Origin of the sequence: Allobosea sp. Tri-44 (assembly GCF_004123845.1) — a bacterium.
Classification (GTDB): Bacteria; Pseudomonadota; Alphaproteobacteria; order Rhizobiales; family Beijerinckiaceae; genus Allobosea.
Window position 1 is genome coordinate 600,416 of record NZ_NBDP01000030.1, and the last position, 13,951, is coordinate 614,366.

At 66.6% G+C, this 13,951-nt stretch carries 17 protein-coding genes; 9 read left to right on the top strand and 8 right to left on the bottom strand.

What is annotated here, in order from left to right; all coding sequences use genetic code 11:
• Positions 1-58: 58 nt before the first annotated feature.
• Positions 59-403, bottom strand: coding sequence for a winged helix-turn-helix transcriptional regulator (locus B6S44_RS19305; RefSeq protein ID WP_129158493.1), 345 nt, complete (start codon positions 401-403; stop codon positions 59-61).
• A gap of 90 nt (positions 404-493) precedes the next feature.
• On the opposite strand from B6S44_RS19305, the gene B6S44_RS19310 reads away from it, so the two are divergent.
• The gene (locus B6S44_RS19310; protein WP_164985885.1) at positions 494-1,357 is read left to right on the top strand and encodes an NmrA family NAD(P)-binding protein; all 864 of its coding nucleotides are present in this window, start codon (positions 494-496) and stop codon (positions 1,355-1,357) included.
• On the opposite strand, the gene B6S44_RS19315 is transcribed toward B6S44_RS19310, so the two are convergent.
• Positions 1,354-2,142, bottom strand: coding sequence for an SDR family NAD(P)-dependent oxidoreductase (locus B6S44_RS19315; RefSeq protein WP_129158495.1), 789 nt, complete (start codon positions 2,140-2,142; stop codon positions 1,354-1,356). The genes B6S44_RS19310 and B6S44_RS19315 overlap by 4 nt on opposite strands.
• Positions 2,143-2,330: 188 nt before the next feature.
• On the opposite strand from B6S44_RS19315, the gene rplS reads away from it, so the two are divergent.
• Positions 2,331-2,723 carry a 50S ribosomal protein L19 gene (rplS, locus tag B6S44_RS19320; RefSeq protein ID WP_110487983.1) on the top strand — a complete coding sequence of 131 codons (393 nt, stop codon included), beginning with the start codon at positions 2,331-2,333 and terminating at the stop codon, positions 2,721-2,723.
• Between the two features lie 180 nt (positions 2,724-2,903).
• Here the strand turns inward: rplS and B6S44_RS19325 are convergent, their stop codons facing one another.
• Both B6S44_RS19325 and B6S44_RS19330 read right to left on the bottom strand, forming a co-directional pair.
• Positions 2,904-3,317 (bottom strand): hypothetical protein, encoded by a 414-nt coding sequence (locus B6S44_RS19325; protein WP_129158496.1) that lies wholly within the window; start codon positions 3,315-3,317, stop codon positions 2,904-2,906.
• A 54-nt stretch (positions 3,318-3,371) separates the two neighbouring features.
• A complete protein-coding gene (locus B6S44_RS19330) occupies positions 3,372-4,574 on the bottom strand; it encodes an aminotransferase class V-fold PLP-dependent enzyme (RefSeq protein ID WP_129158497.1) in 1,203 nt (400 codons plus the stop codon).
• Between the two features lie 109 nt (positions 4,575-4,683).
• On the opposite strand from B6S44_RS19330, the gene kynA reads away from it, so the two are divergent.
• The gene (gene kynA, locus B6S44_RS19335; protein WP_129158498.1) at positions 4,684-5,532 is read left to right on the top strand and encodes a tryptophan 2,3-dioxygenase; all 849 of its coding nucleotides are present in this window, start codon (positions 4,684-4,686) and stop codon (positions 5,530-5,532) included.
• Between the two features lie 210 nt (positions 5,533-5,742).
• Here the strand turns inward: kynA and B6S44_RS19340 are convergent, their stop codons facing one another.
• Entirely contained in the window at positions 5,743-6,141 is a 399-nt protein-coding gene (locus tag B6S44_RS19340; RefSeq protein WP_126113351.1) for a hypothetical protein, read from the bottom strand.
• Positions 6,142-6,293: 152 nt separating this feature from the next.
• Here B6S44_RS19340 and B6S44_RS29430 point away from each other — a divergent pair, with 152 nt between their 5' ends.
• The 6 genes from B6S44_RS29430 to leuD all read left to right on the top strand — a co-directional run bounded on the left by B6S44_RS29430 (position 6,294) and on the right by leuD (position 10,000).
• Positions 6,294-6,470: a hypothetical protein gene (locus tag B6S44_RS29430; RefSeq protein ID WP_164985855.1), complete on the top strand. Its 177-nt coding sequence runs from the start codon at positions 6,294-6,296 to the stop codon at positions 6,468-6,470.
• 93 nt (positions 6,471-6,563) lie between these two features.
• The gene (gene leuC / locus B6S44_RS19345) at positions 6,564-7,982 is read left to right on the top strand and encodes a 3-isopropylmalate dehydratase large subunit (RefSeq protein ID WP_129158499.1); all 1,419 of its coding nucleotides are present in this window, start codon (positions 6,564-6,566) and stop codon (positions 7,980-7,982) included.
• Between the two features lie 26 nt (positions 7,983-8,008).
• Positions 8,009-8,254, top strand: a complete 246-nt coding sequence (locus B6S44_RS19350; protein ID WP_126113353.1) for a hypothetical protein — start codon at positions 8,009-8,011, stop codon at positions 8,252-8,254.
• Complete coding sequence (locus B6S44_RS19355; protein ID WP_129158500.1) at positions 8,254-8,712, top strand: metallopeptidase family protein; 459 nt, start codon at positions 8,254-8,256, stop codon at positions 8,710-8,712. The genes B6S44_RS19350 and B6S44_RS19355 overlap by 1 nt, the downstream gene beginning before the upstream one ends.
• Before the next feature lie 6 nt (positions 8,713-8,718).
• A complete protein-coding gene (locus B6S44_RS19360; RefSeq protein ID WP_129158501.1) occupies positions 8,719-9,351 on the top strand; it encodes a LysE family translocator in 633 nt (210 codons plus the stop codon).
• Positions 9,352-9,397: 46 nt separating this feature from the next.
• Positions 9,398-10,000 (top strand): 3-isopropylmalate dehydratase small subunit, encoded by a 603-nt coding sequence (gene leuD / locus B6S44_RS19365; RefSeq protein WP_129158502.1) that lies wholly within the window; start codon positions 9,398-9,400, stop codon positions 9,998-10,000.
• Between the two features lie 123 nt (positions 10,001-10,123).
• Here the strand turns inward: leuD and B6S44_RS19370 are convergent, their stop codons facing one another.
• From B6S44_RS19370 to B6S44_RS19380, 3 genes are all read right to left on the bottom strand, one after another.
• Positions 10,124-11,368 (bottom strand): DUF1501 domain-containing protein, encoded by a 1,245-nt coding sequence (locus tag B6S44_RS19370; RefSeq protein WP_248309653.1) that lies wholly within the window; start codon positions 11,366-11,368, stop codon positions 10,124-10,126.
• A gap of 2 nt (positions 11,369-11,370) precedes the next feature.
• A complete protein-coding gene (locus tag B6S44_RS19375) occupies positions 11,371-12,816 on the bottom strand; it encodes a DUF1800 domain-containing protein (protein ID WP_129158503.1) in 1,446 nt (481 codons plus the stop codon).
• Between the two features lie 151 nt (positions 12,817-12,967).
• The gene (locus tag B6S44_RS19380; protein WP_129158504.1) at positions 12,968-13,759 is read right to left on the bottom strand and encodes a DUF4394 domain-containing protein; all 792 of its coding nucleotides are present in this window, start codon (positions 13,757-13,759) and stop codon (positions 12,968-12,970) included.
• Positions 13,760-13,951 lie beyond the last annotated feature (192 nt).

The following is a 13,951-nucleotide window of genomic DNA, read 5'->3' on the forward strand; positions in this document are numbered from 1 at the left end:
GTCGAAAGACAGGTTTGCGCCGTTCCGGAGCAGGCGCAAGCGGAATGTTGCCGCCGGTTCAGGCCGGCTCCGACCGGCGCGTGCCATGCGCCTGCCCCCAATGCGCCATTCCCTCGAAGATCGGCGCCAGCGCCCACCCGCGCTCGGTCAGGGCATATTCGACCTTGGGCGGCACCATTTCCTGCACGCTGCGGGAGATCACCCCATCCTCCTCAAGCGCTCGCAGCTGCAGGGTCATCATCCGCTGCGTCACATGCGGGAGAAGCCGGCGCAGGCCGTTGAACCGGCACGGGCCGCGCGTCAGCTGGAACAAGATCAGCGCTTTCCACTTGCCACCGATCACGTCGATCGTCGCCTCTACCGGGCACCAGACATAGGGGATGTCCTTGAGCGACGGGCGCATCGACTGCTCCAATCCAGTATAAAAATTGTGCGTACTTATGCTTATGATACTGCCCTGTTATGCCGTCCCCATCAACCGATGGAGGACACGATGTTTGCGATCATGGGAGCGACGGGACAGACGGGCGGCGCGGCTCTGGCGGCAGCGCTCGCAGCAGGACATGCCGTCAGGGCGATCGTCCGCGAGCCGAGCCGGGCTGCGGCGTTGGCCGAGAAAGGCGCCGTTCTGGCCAAGGCGGATCTCGACGATGTCGAGGCCCTGACGGCCGCCTTCGCCGACGCCCAGGCGGTTTATGTGCTCAACCCGGTTCCGCTCGCGGCCGAGGATGTTTTCGGGGCGGCGGCGCAGAATGGAGCAGCAATCGCCGAGGCGATCCGCCGCGCCGGCGTGCCACATGTGGTGGCGCTGTCGTCGAGCGGCGCCCACCGCGTGGAAGGCACGGGCATCGTCCGGGCGCTGCACGATTTCGAGCAGGCCTTGCGCGGCGCGGCCCCTTCGCTGACCTTCATCCGCGCCACCGAATTCATGGAGAACTGGGGCAGCGTCCTTGGCGTCGCGGCCGAGCACGGCATCCTGCCGAGCATGCGCCAGCCACTCGACGCCACGGGGGAGACCGTCTCCGCCAGCGATGTCGGCCGGCAGGCCGCCGCCGAGCTCGCCCGCCCGCATACCGGCGAGCGCATCGTCAACCTGAAGGGGCCGGCGGAGTATTCGCCTGAAGAGGCCGCGCAGGCGCTCGGCGAGTTGCTCGGCAAGCCGATCGCGGCCGTGCCGACCCCGCGCGAGGACTGGGAGCCAGGGCTCGTCGCCGCGGGCTTGAGCGCGAGCCATGCGCGCGAACTGGCCGGCCTCTACGACGCGATGAATGCCGGCCGGATCGCCTTCGAGGAGGTCGGCGAGACGCGCCGCGGCAGCGTCACGCTGAAACAAGCGCTGGCGGGGTTGCTGGGCTAGCGATTGCGCCGCTGCCCGCGCAGCGTCGGCAGGCCGATGCCGACCGCGTCGAAGCCGCCGTCGACGGCGAGCACCTGGCCGGTGATGTAGCTCGACCGATCACTGCACAGGAAGAAGATCGCCTCGGCGAGTTCTTCTTCCGCGCCGTAGCGGGCGAGCGGGATGGCATCGTGATAGTCGGCCCGGATCTCGGGCGAGTGCACGGCCTTGGCCATGGCGGTCTCGACCGGTCCGGGCGCCACCGCATTGACGCGGATGCCGAGACCAGCCAGTTCGGCCGCCTGCTGCTTGGTGAGATGGGCGAGCGCCGCCTTGCTGGTGCCGTAGGCGACGCGCAGCGTCGAGGCGCGCAGGCCCGAGATCGAGGTGATGTTGACGATGGCGCCGCCGCCATTGTCGGCCATGATCGGTGCCGCGGCCTGTGTAGTCAGGAAGGGTCCGTCGAGATTGACCGCCAGGACACGCTGCCATTCGGCATACGTCGTCTCCAGCAGCGGCTTGAACACGGCCGTGCCGGCATTGTTGACGAGAGCATCGAGCCGGCCGAAGCGCTCGACCACCGCGTCGACCGCCTCCGAGACCTGTTCCGGCATGGCGACGTCGCAGGCGATGGTCATCGTCGCAGTCGGCGCATCGAGCTCGGCCATCGCCCTGGCGAGCTCCGGCGCATCGATGTCGAGCAAAGCGACGCGCCAGTTGTCGGCGAGGAAGCGCTTGGCAGTGGCGAGCCCGATCCCGCGCGCGGCCCCGGTGACGAGGGCGACCCTGGCGATATCCTGGGGCATGACGGCTGTCCGAAGCGAGGCTGGCGATGGCCGCGACCATAGGCAGGCGGACCGGGCAAGGCAAAACCCTTCACACAGCTCATCTCGTGCTCGACAAACCCGCTTCGCTCCTGTAAGGCCCGGCACTCAACTTAAAACAGCGAGCCGAAAGCCCGCGCTTCCGCGCGAACACGGCCATGGAGAGACCCATGAACATCATCGAGCAGATCGACCAGGAGCAGATCGCCAAGCTCGCCGACGGCAAGGAAATCCCGCATTTCCAGCCTGGCGACACCGTGCAGGTCAACGTCAAGGTCAAGGAAGGCGAGCGCAGCCGCGTCCAGGCCTATGAAGGCGTCTGCATCGCCCGCAATGGCGGCGGGCTGAACCAGAGCTTCACCGTTCGCAAGATTTCCTATGGCGAGGGCGTCGAGCGCGTCTTCCCGCTGTATTCGCCGAACCTCGACTCGATCAAGGTCGTTCGCAAGGGCAAGGTTCGCCGCGCCAAGCTGTACTACCTGCGTGATCGCCGCGGCAAGTCGGCCCGTATCGCCGAGCGCGTCGATGCCAAGCCGGCCAAGGGCGAGAGCAAGGGCAAGTAAACCACTCTTCCCGTATCGGGATTTCAGGAACGCGGCCTTCGGGCCGCGTTTTTTGTTGTCAGTTCTGTCGGCTCGGGGCGAGACACAAAGATCGACCTTCGAGACACCCGCAGCACCGGGCCGCAGGGCGGGTGCTCGGCCCGGCTAGGAAACCGGCGCAGTTGCTGCACGGATACCGGATCAGTCGGCGACATCGACATCCGTGAGCAGGAATCCGGCCTGCGTCTTCGTGAAGGTGAAGACGTTCCCGCCGCAGACGATGGCGTAGATTTCGTTCCTGGCGCCGTCGCGATCGTAGACCGGCTTGGTGCGCTGGAGGCAGGAGCGGTTCTTCGCGCTGAAGTCGCGCGGCCAGACCTTCGCTCGGAACTGTGCGGCGTCGGCAATGGACGCGTCCGCCATATAGGGCAACCGCGTCATGGCGGCGACGGCTGCAGGGTCGTTGGCTTTCAACGCCGCGCGGAACTTACCGATGAAGCCGTCGAACTCCTTCTGCACGGCCGGAGACGCGGTGGCCGGCTTGGGAGCCTGGGCGAAAGCAGGAGCGAAAGCGGCGAAAGCGGCAGCTATCACCAGGGCCGGCAGAGTCTTCATGCGTCAGCTCCGTCCGATCGATCAGCGCAGTATGCATGCTGATCGGGGAGGAGCCTACCGCAAGGTCATGAGCCGCTCCAGCAGCAGTCGCACATCGGCTTCGTTCTGGTAGAGCCCGAAGCCGACACGCAAGCGGTCGCCGCGCAGGTCGACGGTGATGCCGGCCTGCTTCAGCTTCTCGTGCCAGAGGGCTGCATCGGCGTGGCGGAAGGTGAGGAAGTTGCCGCGCGCCGGCTCGCTTAGCGGCACGACGAGGTTCTCCACGGCAAGCACGCCGCAGGGCTGTCGTGCCAATCCCTCTGCAAAGATCGCCTGCAGGGCATGGGCGTGAGCATGGATCGCGGCGGCGTCGAGCCCCTTGGCGTCGAGCCAGTCGAACATCGCGCCCATGCGGTAGAGGCCCGAGGGGTCGAAGGTCGCGCCCATGAAGCGCCAGCCATTCTCAGCGTAGCCGATGCTGTCCTGCGGGCCAGCGAGCGCGCCGAAGGAGGCATACCAGCCGGTGTCGCGCGGGCGCATGGCGAAGCCGGGCGGGCAATGCATGAAACAGGCACCCTCGCCCGACATCGCGTATTTGTAGCCGCCGGCGATGTAGAAGGCCTTGTCGGCGATGGCGGAGAGATCCGTCGGCCGAGCCAGGAAGCCGTGATAGCCGTCGATCACGACGAGCCGGCCGGGGGCACTGACGCCGTCGACCAGTTTTTCCAGGCCTGTCAGCGCATAGCCCGAGTTGAAATGGACCTGGCTGACGAAGACCATGTCCGGACCGGGGCCTTGCTTGGCTGCTTCGACCAGCCGATCCGTCAGGCCAGCGAACGGTTCGGCCGGCACGACGGTGAGCTCGATCAGGTCATCCTCGGCGAGCCGTTCGATCTGTCGCCGGAAGGAATGGAACTCGGCATCGCTGGTCAGGATGCGCGGCTTGCGCTCGTGCGGCAGGCAGGAAAGCAGCCGGTTGACGAATTCATGGGTGTTGTTGGCCGGCACGAGCCCGTCGATCCCGGGCAGGTTGAGGTGCTTCGCCACGCCCTGCGCGACCTTCTGCCAGACCGGGCCGAGCACCTCCTGCCATTTGCCGTCGACGAGACGGGCGGAATCGTCCCAGGCGCGTAAGTGCGCCTCGCGGGTGGCATCCGGCCAGAAATGGTGGCTGTGGGCGGCGAAATGCAGCTTGGCCGGCCAGTTCTGACGGAAGCGCGAGAACTCGGCGGAAAGATCGAAAGGCGGACGACCGAGCGTCGCGGAAACATTCGTCATCTGGTCCATCATCAGGCTCCGCCACCTTGCCGATCCGACAAAATACTTTAAGCTTAAAATATCTTGCGCCTCTCCCCAGTCAAGGCGCGAGTCCAGCGAGGACGGCGCGATGACCACCGAGACAGGCGATCACAAGAGCCGGATCGAGCCGGGCATCCAGACCGATTTCAAGGAGCGGATGGATTATGGCTCCTATCTCGGCCTCGACCTGCTGCTCGCGGCGCAAAAGCCGCTGAGCGATGCACCCGACGAGCTTTTGTTCATCACCATCCACCAGGTCCAGGAGCTCTGGCTGAAGCTCGCCGCGCATGAGCTCGATGGCGCCATCGCTGCGATCAAGGCCGACGAATTGCAGCCAGCGTTCAAGTCGCTGGCGCGAGTCTCGCGCATCCAGGCGCAGCTGATCAGCGCCTGGGACGTGCTCTCGACCATGACTCCGGCCGATTATCTCGCCTTCCGCGACGCGCTCGGCCAATCCTCAGGCTTCCAGTCCCACCAGTACCGTGCCTTCGAATTCCGCCTCGGCGCCAAGGATCCGCGCATGCTGGCGATGCATAAGCATCATCCCGAGCATCACGCCCATCTCAGGGAATTGCTGGAGGCGCCGAGCCTCTATGACGAGGCCTTGCACCTGCTGGCGCGGCGCGGCCTGCCGGTCCCGGCCGAGTGCATCGAGCGCGACTGGAGCCAGCCGCATGTCGCGAACGAGGCGGTGAAGGCGGCGTGGCTGACGATCTACCGCGACACGCACAGCTATTTCGATCTCTACGAACTCGCCGAGGAACTGGTCGATGTCGAGGACCAATTCCAGCAATGGCGCTTCCGCCACATGAAGACGGTCGAGCGCATCATCGGCTTCAAGCAGGGCACCGGCGGCTCCAGCGGGGTGAAGTTCCTGCGGACGGCGCTGGAGCGCTCGTTCTTCCCGGAGCTGTGGCAGTTGCGGAGTGAGCTTTAGCGCCGGCGCGCTGCGGCGAGCCCGGAACCCATGAACACAACGCTGCTCCAGTTCGTCATGCTCGCCCTTGTGGCGAGCATCCACGTCTTGAACACCGCACTTGCCGCAGGAAGACGTGGATGGTCGGGACAAGCCCGACCATGACGGAAAAGGCGGTGGCTATGGATTCCGGGCTCATCGCTGCGCGACGCCCCGGAATGACGGCGAGTGCTACTCGTTATTCCCGAAGGTCATATCCCGCCGCGCCGTCAGGATGCTGATCGAGTAGCCGGCGATCACATCGACCAGCGCCATCAGCGTGATGATCACGAAGGTGCCGGTGCCGAAGCCGGGCACGAACAGGAAGATCAGCCCGCAGGCGATGAAGACCACCATGGACAGGCCGTGGTTCAGGATCGAGCTCGACTTGGCGCTGGTCGCGTTCATGATCTCGAAGAACAGCACGACCGTCGAGATCGCGAGCAGGAGCTCGCTGACAGTGAGGACGAAGGCCGTGCCGGACGGCAGGCCGATATTGAGAAGCTCACGCGAGAGCGGCACGCCCAACGCCGCGACGGTGACGCCATAGGCGATGACCGCCAGCAGCATGAAGGGAAAGAAGCGCGCCATCGCATCACCGTTCCGTTTGCCGGCGCAACCTGCTCTTTCGCGGCGCACCGGGAGCCGCTAGATAACAGCCCTGCACTGAACGCGCTACGCGGCTGCCGCTGCGACAGTCTCACCGCGTTGCCCGTGCAGTTTGGAACTGGTAGAAGCACGTCATGACGGTGAAACGGCAGAACAGGAGCGAAGTCCGGCGCGTAGTGCGCCGCACGTTGAACCTGCGCCGTTTTCCGACCATCCAGGGCTTCGCTGCGCTGCATGACCATGCCCGCCTGCCCTGGCGCTTCTTCGGCCGCTTCACGGCCTCGCTCGCAGCCGGCCTTAGCTGCGCCTGAGACCGGCCATGCGGCCGGCGACAGGCCGTTGCGATGCGTGCTGGCCCCAAAGCGGGCCGCTACCCGACTTCCATACCGAAGGCGATTGAAGCCATGACTGCGACCAAGGCCCCCACCACCCTCTACGACAAGATCTTCGAGGACCACGTCGTCGACCGCCAGGACGACGGCACCTGCCTGCTCTATATCGACCGCCACCTCGTCCATGAGGTCACCAGCCCGCAGGCCTTCGAGGGGCTGCGCATGACCGGCCGCAAGGTTCATGCGCCGCACAAGACGCTGGCCGTCGTCGACCACAACATCCCGACGACCGACCGCAGCAAGGGCATCGCCGAGGAAGAGAGCCGCATCCAGGTCGAGGCGCTGGCCAGGAACGCCAAGGAGTTCGGCGTCGAGTACTTCAACGAGCTCGATATCCGCCAGGGCATCGTCCACATCGTCGGCCCCGAGCAGGGCTTCACCTTGCCCGGCACCACCATCGTCTGCGGCGACAGCCACACCTCGACGCATGGCGCCTTCGGCGCGCTGGCCCATGGCATCGGCACCTCGGAGGTCGAGCATGTGCTCGCCACCCAGACGCTGATCCAGAAGAAGGCCAGGAACATGCTGGTCCAGGTCGACGGCAAGCCCGCTCCGGGCGTCGGCGCCAAGGACATCACGCTCGCCATCATCGGCGAGATCGGCACCGCCGGCGGCACCGGCTCGGTGATCGAATATGCCGGCGAAGCCATTCGCGGCCTCTCCATGGAAGGCCGCATGACGGTCTGCAACATGTCGATCGAGGGCGGAGCCCGCGCCGGCATGGTCGCGCCGGACGAGAAGGCCTACGCCTATCTCAAGGGCCGTCCGAAGGCGCCGCAGGGCGCCGCCTGGGACGAGGCGCTGCGCTACTGGGAGACGCTGCGCACCGATGAAGACGCGCATTTCGACCGCATCGTCAGGCTCGACGCCGCCAACCTGCCGCCGATCGTCTCGTGGGGCACCAGCCCCGAGGACGTCGTCTCGGTCGCCGGCAGCGTGCCGGATCCCGAGCAGATCGAGGATGAGGTCAAGCGCGCCTCGAAGAAGCGGGCGCTTGAGTATATGGGCCTGACCGCCGGCACGAAGATGACCGAGATCCCGCTCGACGTGATCTGGATCGGTTCGTGCACCAATGGCCGCATCGAGGATCTGCGCACGGTCGCCAAGATCGTCGAGGGCAAGAAGATCCATGACAGCCTGGACTACGCCATGATCGTGCCGGGCTCCGGCCTGGTGAAGCAGCAGGCCGAAGCCGAAGGGCTCGACAAGATCTTCCTCGCCGCCGGCTTCGAATGGCGCGAGCCGGGCTGCTCGATGTGCCTCGGCATGAACCCCGACCAGCTCAAGCCGGGCCAGCGCGCCGCCTCGACCTCGAACCGCAATTTCGAGGGCCGTCAGGGCTATCGCGGCCGCACCCACCTGGTCTCGCCGGCGATGGCGGCGGCGGCGTCCCTGATCGGCCACTTCGTCGACGTGCGGACTCTGGGCTGAAGCGGGTCGTTTCGCGGGAGGACGTCATGAGCACCGATCCCCGCGAAGCCGCCCGTGCCAAGGAGGCCAAGGAAGCGCTCGATCGCGTCAGGCGCGACGATGAGAGCTTCCTTGGTTCGTCCATGGGGCGCGCGGCCGACCACTTCTCTGGCAAGGACGCGCCGGAAGGCGATCAAATCGAGATCTGGGGCCGGCGTATCGGCCGCGGTCTCTCGCTGATCGCCTTCATCGGCCTGTCCTGGTGGCTCGGGCATCAACTGAAGATCTGGTGATGGGCAGCGTTCCCTCGATCAAGACATCTGCCTCGATTGAAGGCTCGCAGGGTCTCGACTGGGACGGCGTGCGTGCGCCATCCAGCGCCGAGTTCGAAGTGCTGGCGCAGGCGGCCTATGACCGCCTGCCCGAGGATTTCCGCAAGCTCTGCGCCGACCTCGTCATCAACGTCACCGAGTTTCCGGAAGACGACGTGCTGAAGGAACTCGAGGCCGAGAGCCCCTTCGACCTGCTAGGCCTGTTCTCCGGGATCGGCCTGCCGCAGCAGGGCTATGCCCCGCAGACCGGGCAGATGCCCAACACCATCCATCTCTACCGGCGGCCGATCCTCGATTACTGGGCCGAGCATGACGAGAGCCTGGGCGCCATCGTCACCCATGTGCTCGTCCACGAGATCGGCCACCATTTCGGCTTCGACGACGACGACATGGACGCAATCGAGAAGGCGGCAGGATAAAAGACGATGCTGGACGAACTGATCCGCCACCTGCCTGACCTGGCCCTGGTCTTCTCGGCCTTTTTCATCGCCGTCGCCAGCCCTGGACCGAGCAATCTCCAGGTGATGGCGACCTCGATGGAGCATGGCCGGAAAGCCGGGATGACGCTGGCGCTCGGCGTCACCACGGGATCGGTGACCTGGGGTATCCTGGCGGCCGTCGGCGTCACCGCGCTGATCGTCGCCCGTCCCGGGGCGCTCTACGCCATCAAGATCGTCGGCGGGCTCTATCTCCTGTTCCTGGCCTGGCGCTCGGCCCGCTCGGCCATGCAGGCGGAGATGCCGCCGCCGAAAGCCAGTGGCTCTGGCCGCCGCCTCTATCTGCGCGGCTACCTGATGCACCTCACCAACCCGAAGGCGATCCTGAGTTGGACAGCGATCATCGCGCTCGGCCTCAGGCCCGAGACGCCGGCGGTGGTGCTCTACGCCATCATCCTCGGCTGCCTGACGATCTCGCTCGCGATCAACCAGACCTATGCCTACCTGTTCTCGACCGCATCGATGGTGGCGGGCTACCGCAGGATCCGCCGGCGCGCGGAAGCCTGCCTCGCTGCCTTCTTCACCTTCGCCAGCTTCAAGCTCCTGACGGCGCAGCTTTGACGCGCCGCCTCGCCCACATCACGAAAGACCTGCCGGAGTACCCGCCATGCAGCCCTTCACCACCCTGACCTCGACCCCTGCCCCGCTGAAGGTGATCAATGTCGACACCGACATGATCATCCCCAAGCAGTATCTGAAGACGATCAAGCGCACCGGCCTCGGCACCGCGCTGTTCTCGGAGATGCGCTACAAGGAGGACGGCTCGGAGAACCCGGACTTCGTCCTCAACCAGCCGGCCTATCGCAAGTCGGAGATCCTGGTCGCCGGCGATAATTTCGGCTGCGGCTCGTCGCGCGAGCACGCGCCCTGGGCCCTGCTCGACTTCGGCATCCGCTGCGTGATCTCCACCAGCTTCGCCGACATCTTCTACAATAACTGCTTCAAGAACGGCATCCTGCCGATCGTGGTCTCGCAGGGCGACCTCGACAAGCTGTTCGACGACGCCGACCGCGGCTCGAACGCGACGCTGACCGTCGATCTTCAGAACCAGAGCATCAAGGGCCCTGATGGCGGCGAGGTCCGCTTCGAGATCGACCCGTTCCGCAAGCACTGCCTGCTCAACGGCCTCGACGATATCGGCCTGACCATGGAGAAGTCGACCAAGATCGACGCCTATGAAGAGAAGCTGAAGGGGCGGGCTTGGGCTTGAGCCCGTCGCTCGACGACCCCCGTCATGGTCGGGCTTGTCCCGACCATCCACGTCTTAGCTTCGCTAACGGCGTAGGTTTTCAAGACGTGGATGCTCGCCACAAGGGCGAGCATGACGGCGTCTTCACACCACCAGCCCCTGCATCGGCGCTAATCCGCCGGTGCCCGGAAACACCCTCTCCGCCAGAACCGGGCCGGACAGCCCGAACAGATCCGCGACGACCCCCTTGGCGACGGCGCGGATGTCGGTGGTCGGTTTCAGGTCGCGCTGCTCGTGCAGTTGCTCCGGCTTGAGGCCGGGCCAGTCGGCGATCATCCGCTTGCCTCTGACCGCCCCTCCGATAAGGAAGGCGACCGTGCCGGTGCCGTGATCAGTGCCGACCGTGCCGTTGACGCGGGCGGTGCGGCCGAACTCGGTGACCACCATCACCACGGTATCCTTCCAGACCGGCTTCAGCCCGCTCTCGAAGGTCGCGAGTGCGCCGTCGAGCCCACCGAGCAGCGTCGCGAGGCGGCCCTTGGCGCCGCCCTCGTTCGCATGCGTATCCCAGCCCTCGAACGCCAACGCGGCGATGCGCGGACCGTCCTCGGCACCGACCAGCCGGGCTGCGCCCTCAGCGATGCGCTTCATGCCCTCGGCACTATCAGGCCCGCCGCCACCGCGCGGCTGCTCGGCGCCCTGCCTGGACGCTATCAGTTCGGTCTCGATCGCTCGCTTCAGCACGAGCGCCAGAGCGGGATCGCGCTCGCCATAGAGATCGCCGAGGCGCTGGACGAGATCGGCGCCGGCCCGCGCCATGCGCGGTGGCGCCCAGCCGAGCACCGGCGCCTCGCCCCGCACGACCAGCGGCGGCACGACACCGACGCCGAGCGCACCATGACGCGAGACCGCCTCGCCCGGCGGCAGGCTGGCGATCAGCCGGTTGAGCCAGCCTGAATCGGTCTTGCCCGGGCCGCCCTGCCCGCTTTCGAGCACATCCTGCCCGTCGAAATGCGAGCGTTCGCGATAGCCGGTCGCGCTGGCATGGACGATCGCCGCCTGCCCGCTGGCATAGAGCCGGGCCAGGTTCGGCATCGCCGGGTGCAGATAGAAGAAGCCGTCGAGCGGCAGCGCTGCCTCCGGCCCATCCTTCGCCAGTGCGATGCCTTCACGCAAGTCAGCATAACCGGGGTCGCCGAGGGGCGGCACGGCCGAGAGCCCGTCGAGCGCGCCGCGCAGCACCACCAGCAGGAAGCGGGAATCGCGCGAGCCGGCCGCCGCATGGGCGAATTTCGGCATATAGGACCAGGCGAAGAGCGCGCTCGCCGCACCAAGCACGGCGCGACGCGAGGGCGTCATCCGTTCGCAATCGTCATCATCGGCGGCCATGCTCACCTCCGCTGGAATTCGGGCGACATCAGCAGCAGCGCGAGCGCCTGCTGCTTGCTTTCGGCGCGCGCCACCGCCTGCCGGGTCTGCGGCGAAGCGAGCGGGCCGAGCACCTCCTCGACCAGCGCGCGCGGATCGGCGACCGAGCCCGCCGCCTGCCGGCCAAGCTGGGCTGCGACATCGATGCGGGTCTTGATCCCTTCCGGCGTCGCCCAGGCCGCGCTCGTGTCGGGATAGCCATCGGGCCCTGAGGGCTGCCAGAGCGGCTGGCCCATCACGCCGAGCGGACCTGCGATCTGGCCGAAATCCGGCTTGCGGCCGAGCGCCCGGAAGGCGGCGACTAGGAACTCCTGCGGCGTGCGCAGCTTGGTCGCAGGCGCGGCCCACGCGAGTTCCGATGCGACCAGTGCCCGCGAGAGCGCAGCAAGGTCGCCGCCTGTCTCGCGGAAGACGCGAGCGAGCTCCGCGACCAGCGCCTGTGGTGGCTCGTCGGCGACGAAATGACGGGCGAGCTTGCGGGCGAGGAAGGCGGCGGTGCTCGGATGGCGAGCGAGATCGGCGAGCGCCGCCATGCCCTTTTCCTTGCCGTCCTGCCGGTAGATCTTCCCGAGCAGCCTCTGGCCGCCGGGGTCGTGCAGGCCAGGATTGAAGGCGAAGGAGCCGGGGAAGCCGAGGCGGGCATCGCGCCCGACGACCGTCCAGCCGGTGATGATCCGCGCCAGGCTGGTGACGTCACCTTGTGTATAGCCGCCGGAAACGCCGAGCGTGTGCAGCTCCATGATCTCACGGGCGAGGTTCTCGTTGAGGCCACGGCCACGACGCTTGCCGGCGCGCGAATCCGGGCCGATCGAGAGCTGGTTGTCGAGGAAATTGAGCATCGCCGGATGGCTCTCGACCGCGATCAACAGCTCCTCGAAGCGGCCGAAGATGTTGGGACGGATCGCCTCGCGTTCGAAGGCGCCGGCCATGGCGCGCACGAAATTGCCCTTGGCGACCGAGATGCAGAAATGGTTCGACCAGAACTGCACAAGCCGCTCGGCGAAGCCGGTCTCCGCCTCCAGCGCGCCCTGGACGCGGGCGACCGCTTCCTCGCGATAGATCGTCTGCGGAAACTGCGGAACCGGCTGCGTCGGCGCCGTCATCTGGCCTTGTGGCTGGCCGGGGGCCGGTGGCGCCGCGGCGACCTGCACGCTCTGCCCTATGCCCTGCCCGGCTACCCGACGCGCTTCACGCGCCGCGCGCTCCTCATCCTCGAAAGCATAGAGCGCCCGGCCGATCGGCGCAGCGCCAGAGAAGCTGACGCGCGGCTGGGCAGCGCCTTCGCTGCGAATCTCCGCGAGCAAGCACTCGCGTACATCCCCCGGCGCTCCGCCCTGCCCCGGCTTCAGGCCGAGCCCGAAGCGCTGCAGCGCCAGCACCTTCTGACTTGGCTCGGAGCGATCCGCCATGCTCTCGCCTTCCGCCATCCGCGTCGCCGATCATAGGCTCCACTGCAACTATGGCGAAAGCCCGGCCGACTCCTCAATCGCTCCAGAGACGGGAAAGACCGCCGTTCCTTGCGGAACGGCGGTCTCCCGCTGATCGGAAGATCAGTCCGGGTCACATCGCCGGCAACGCCGCGACATCACGCACCGGTGCGGTGAGCCCGCTGATCTTGCCGACCATCGTGGCCTTGCCCGTAGCGAGATCGACCTTGTGGAGACCGCCATCGGCGACCAGCCAGCCGGTGTTCGTGCCGTCGGCGGCCGTCTCGATGTCGAAGGCGATCGCCTTGGGTGTGACGCCGAGCTTGCCGATGGCGCCGAGCACGCCGTCATTCGGCGGCGCCTGCTTCAGCAGTCCGCCGATCTTGCCGTCGATGTCGTAGAGCGCCGTCTCCTTGGTGCCCTTGACCGAGTTGCTGTAAGCGCCGGCGATGACCATCGGCGTCTCACCCTTGTGCATGTCGGTCTCGGCGAACTTCAGCTTGCCGTCGACCGTAGTCTTGCCGTCGTCGACATTGACCCGAAGGTTGGTGCCGTCGGCGCCGATCACGCGCAGCCGGTCGGCAGCCGGGTTGAAGTCGACCGTCGCCATCGTGCCGGCGGCGAGCACCGTGTCCATCTTCGACTTCATCGTCGCCTTGCCGGCCTGGTCGATTGTGTAGATCGTGCCGTCGGTCGCGAGGGCGTAAAGCATGCCGTCGGCGGGGCGGACGTCGATGCCGGCGATCTTGCCGTTGATGCCGGTGACCTTCATCGACTTGCCGGCCTTCTGGGTCGCGGTGTCGACCATGGTGAGCGTGTCGTCGCCGGTCAGCGCGGCGAGCATGCCGGCCTGGGCTGCGCTCGCCGCAGCGAAGGTCGTGGCGAGAATGGTGGATGCGAGAAGCAGGTTGCGAGCCTTGGTCATTGGATGTCCTCCGGTTCGTGTCGCGATCTCAAAAAAGGGTCGGCCTGCGCCTGCTTTGGCGCGGCACCCATGGCGGATAGCGACTGAATCGCAGGCCAGATGCGGACGAAAAAATAAAAGCTCAGATCGCATCCAAGGCCGCAGCTATCGCGTAACAATGGGCTCGCCGCATCCGTGAGGACGGCCGATAGC

What these genes read in the sequence shown, in the direction of transcription:
- B6S44_RS19305 (WP_129158493.1), bottom strand. Translation starts at nt 403, where the DNA reads ATGCGCCCGTCGCTCAAGGACATCCCCTATGTCTGGTGCCCGGTAGAG.
- B6S44_RS19310 (WP_164985885.1), top strand. Translation starts at nt 494, where the DNA reads ATGTTTGCGATCATGGGAGCGACGGGACAGACGGGCGGCGCGGCTCTG.
- B6S44_RS19315 (WP_129158495.1), bottom strand. Translation starts at nt 2,142, where the DNA reads ATGCCCCAGGATATCGCCAGGGTCGCCCTCGTCACCGGGGCCGCGCGC.
- rplS (WP_110487983.1), top strand. Translation starts at nt 2,331, where the DNA reads ATGAACATCATCGAGCAGATCGACCAGGAGCAGATCGCCAAGCTCGCC.
- B6S44_RS19325 (WP_129158496.1), bottom strand. Translation starts at nt 3,317, where the DNA reads ATGAAGACTCTGCCGGCCCTGGTGATAGCTGCCGCTTTCGCCGCTTTC.
- B6S44_RS19330 (WP_129158497.1), bottom strand. Translation starts at nt 4,574, where the DNA reads ATGACGAATGTTTCCGCGACGCTCGGTCGTCCGCCTTTCGATCTTTCC.
- kynA (WP_129158498.1), top strand. Translation starts at nt 4,684, where the DNA reads ATGACCACCGAGACAGGCGATCACAAGAGCCGGATCGAGCCGGGCATC.
- B6S44_RS19340 (WP_126113351.1), bottom strand. Translation starts at nt 6,141, where the DNA reads ATGGCGCGCTTCTTTCCCTTCATGCTGCTGGCGGTCATCGCCTATGGC.
- B6S44_RS29430 (WP_164985855.1), top strand. Translation starts at nt 6,294, where the DNA reads ATGACGGTGAAACGGCAGAACAGGAGCGAAGTCCGGCGCGTAGTGCGC.
- leuC (WP_129158499.1), top strand. Translation starts at nt 6,564, where the DNA reads ATGACTGCGACCAAGGCCCCCACCACCCTCTACGACAAGATCTTCGAG.
- B6S44_RS19350 (WP_126113353.1), top strand. Translation starts at nt 8,009, where the DNA reads ATGAGCACCGATCCCCGCGAAGCCGCCCGTGCCAAGGAGGCCAAGGAA.
- B6S44_RS19355 (WP_129158500.1), top strand. Translation starts at nt 8,254, where the DNA reads ATGGGCAGCGTTCCCTCGATCAAGACATCTGCCTCGATTGAAGGCTCG.
- B6S44_RS19360 (WP_129158501.1), top strand. Translation starts at nt 8,719, where the DNA reads ATGCTGGACGAACTGATCCGCCACCTGCCTGACCTGGCCCTGGTCTTC.
- leuD (WP_129158502.1), top strand. Translation starts at nt 9,398, where the DNA reads ATGCAGCCCTTCACCACCCTGACCTCGACCCCTGCCCCGCTGAAGGTG.
- B6S44_RS19370 (WP_248309653.1), bottom strand. Translation starts at nt 11,368, where the DNA reads ATGGCCGCCGATGATGACGATTGCGAACGGATGACGCCCTCGCGTCGC.
- B6S44_RS19375 (WP_129158503.1), bottom strand. Translation starts at nt 12,816, where the DNA reads ATGGCGGATCGCTCCGAGCCAAGTCAGAAGGTGCTGGCGCTGCAGCGC.
- B6S44_RS19380 (WP_129158504.1), bottom strand. Translation starts at nt 13,759, where the DNA reads ATGACCAAGGCTCGCAACCTGCTTCTCGCATCCACCATTCTCGCCACG.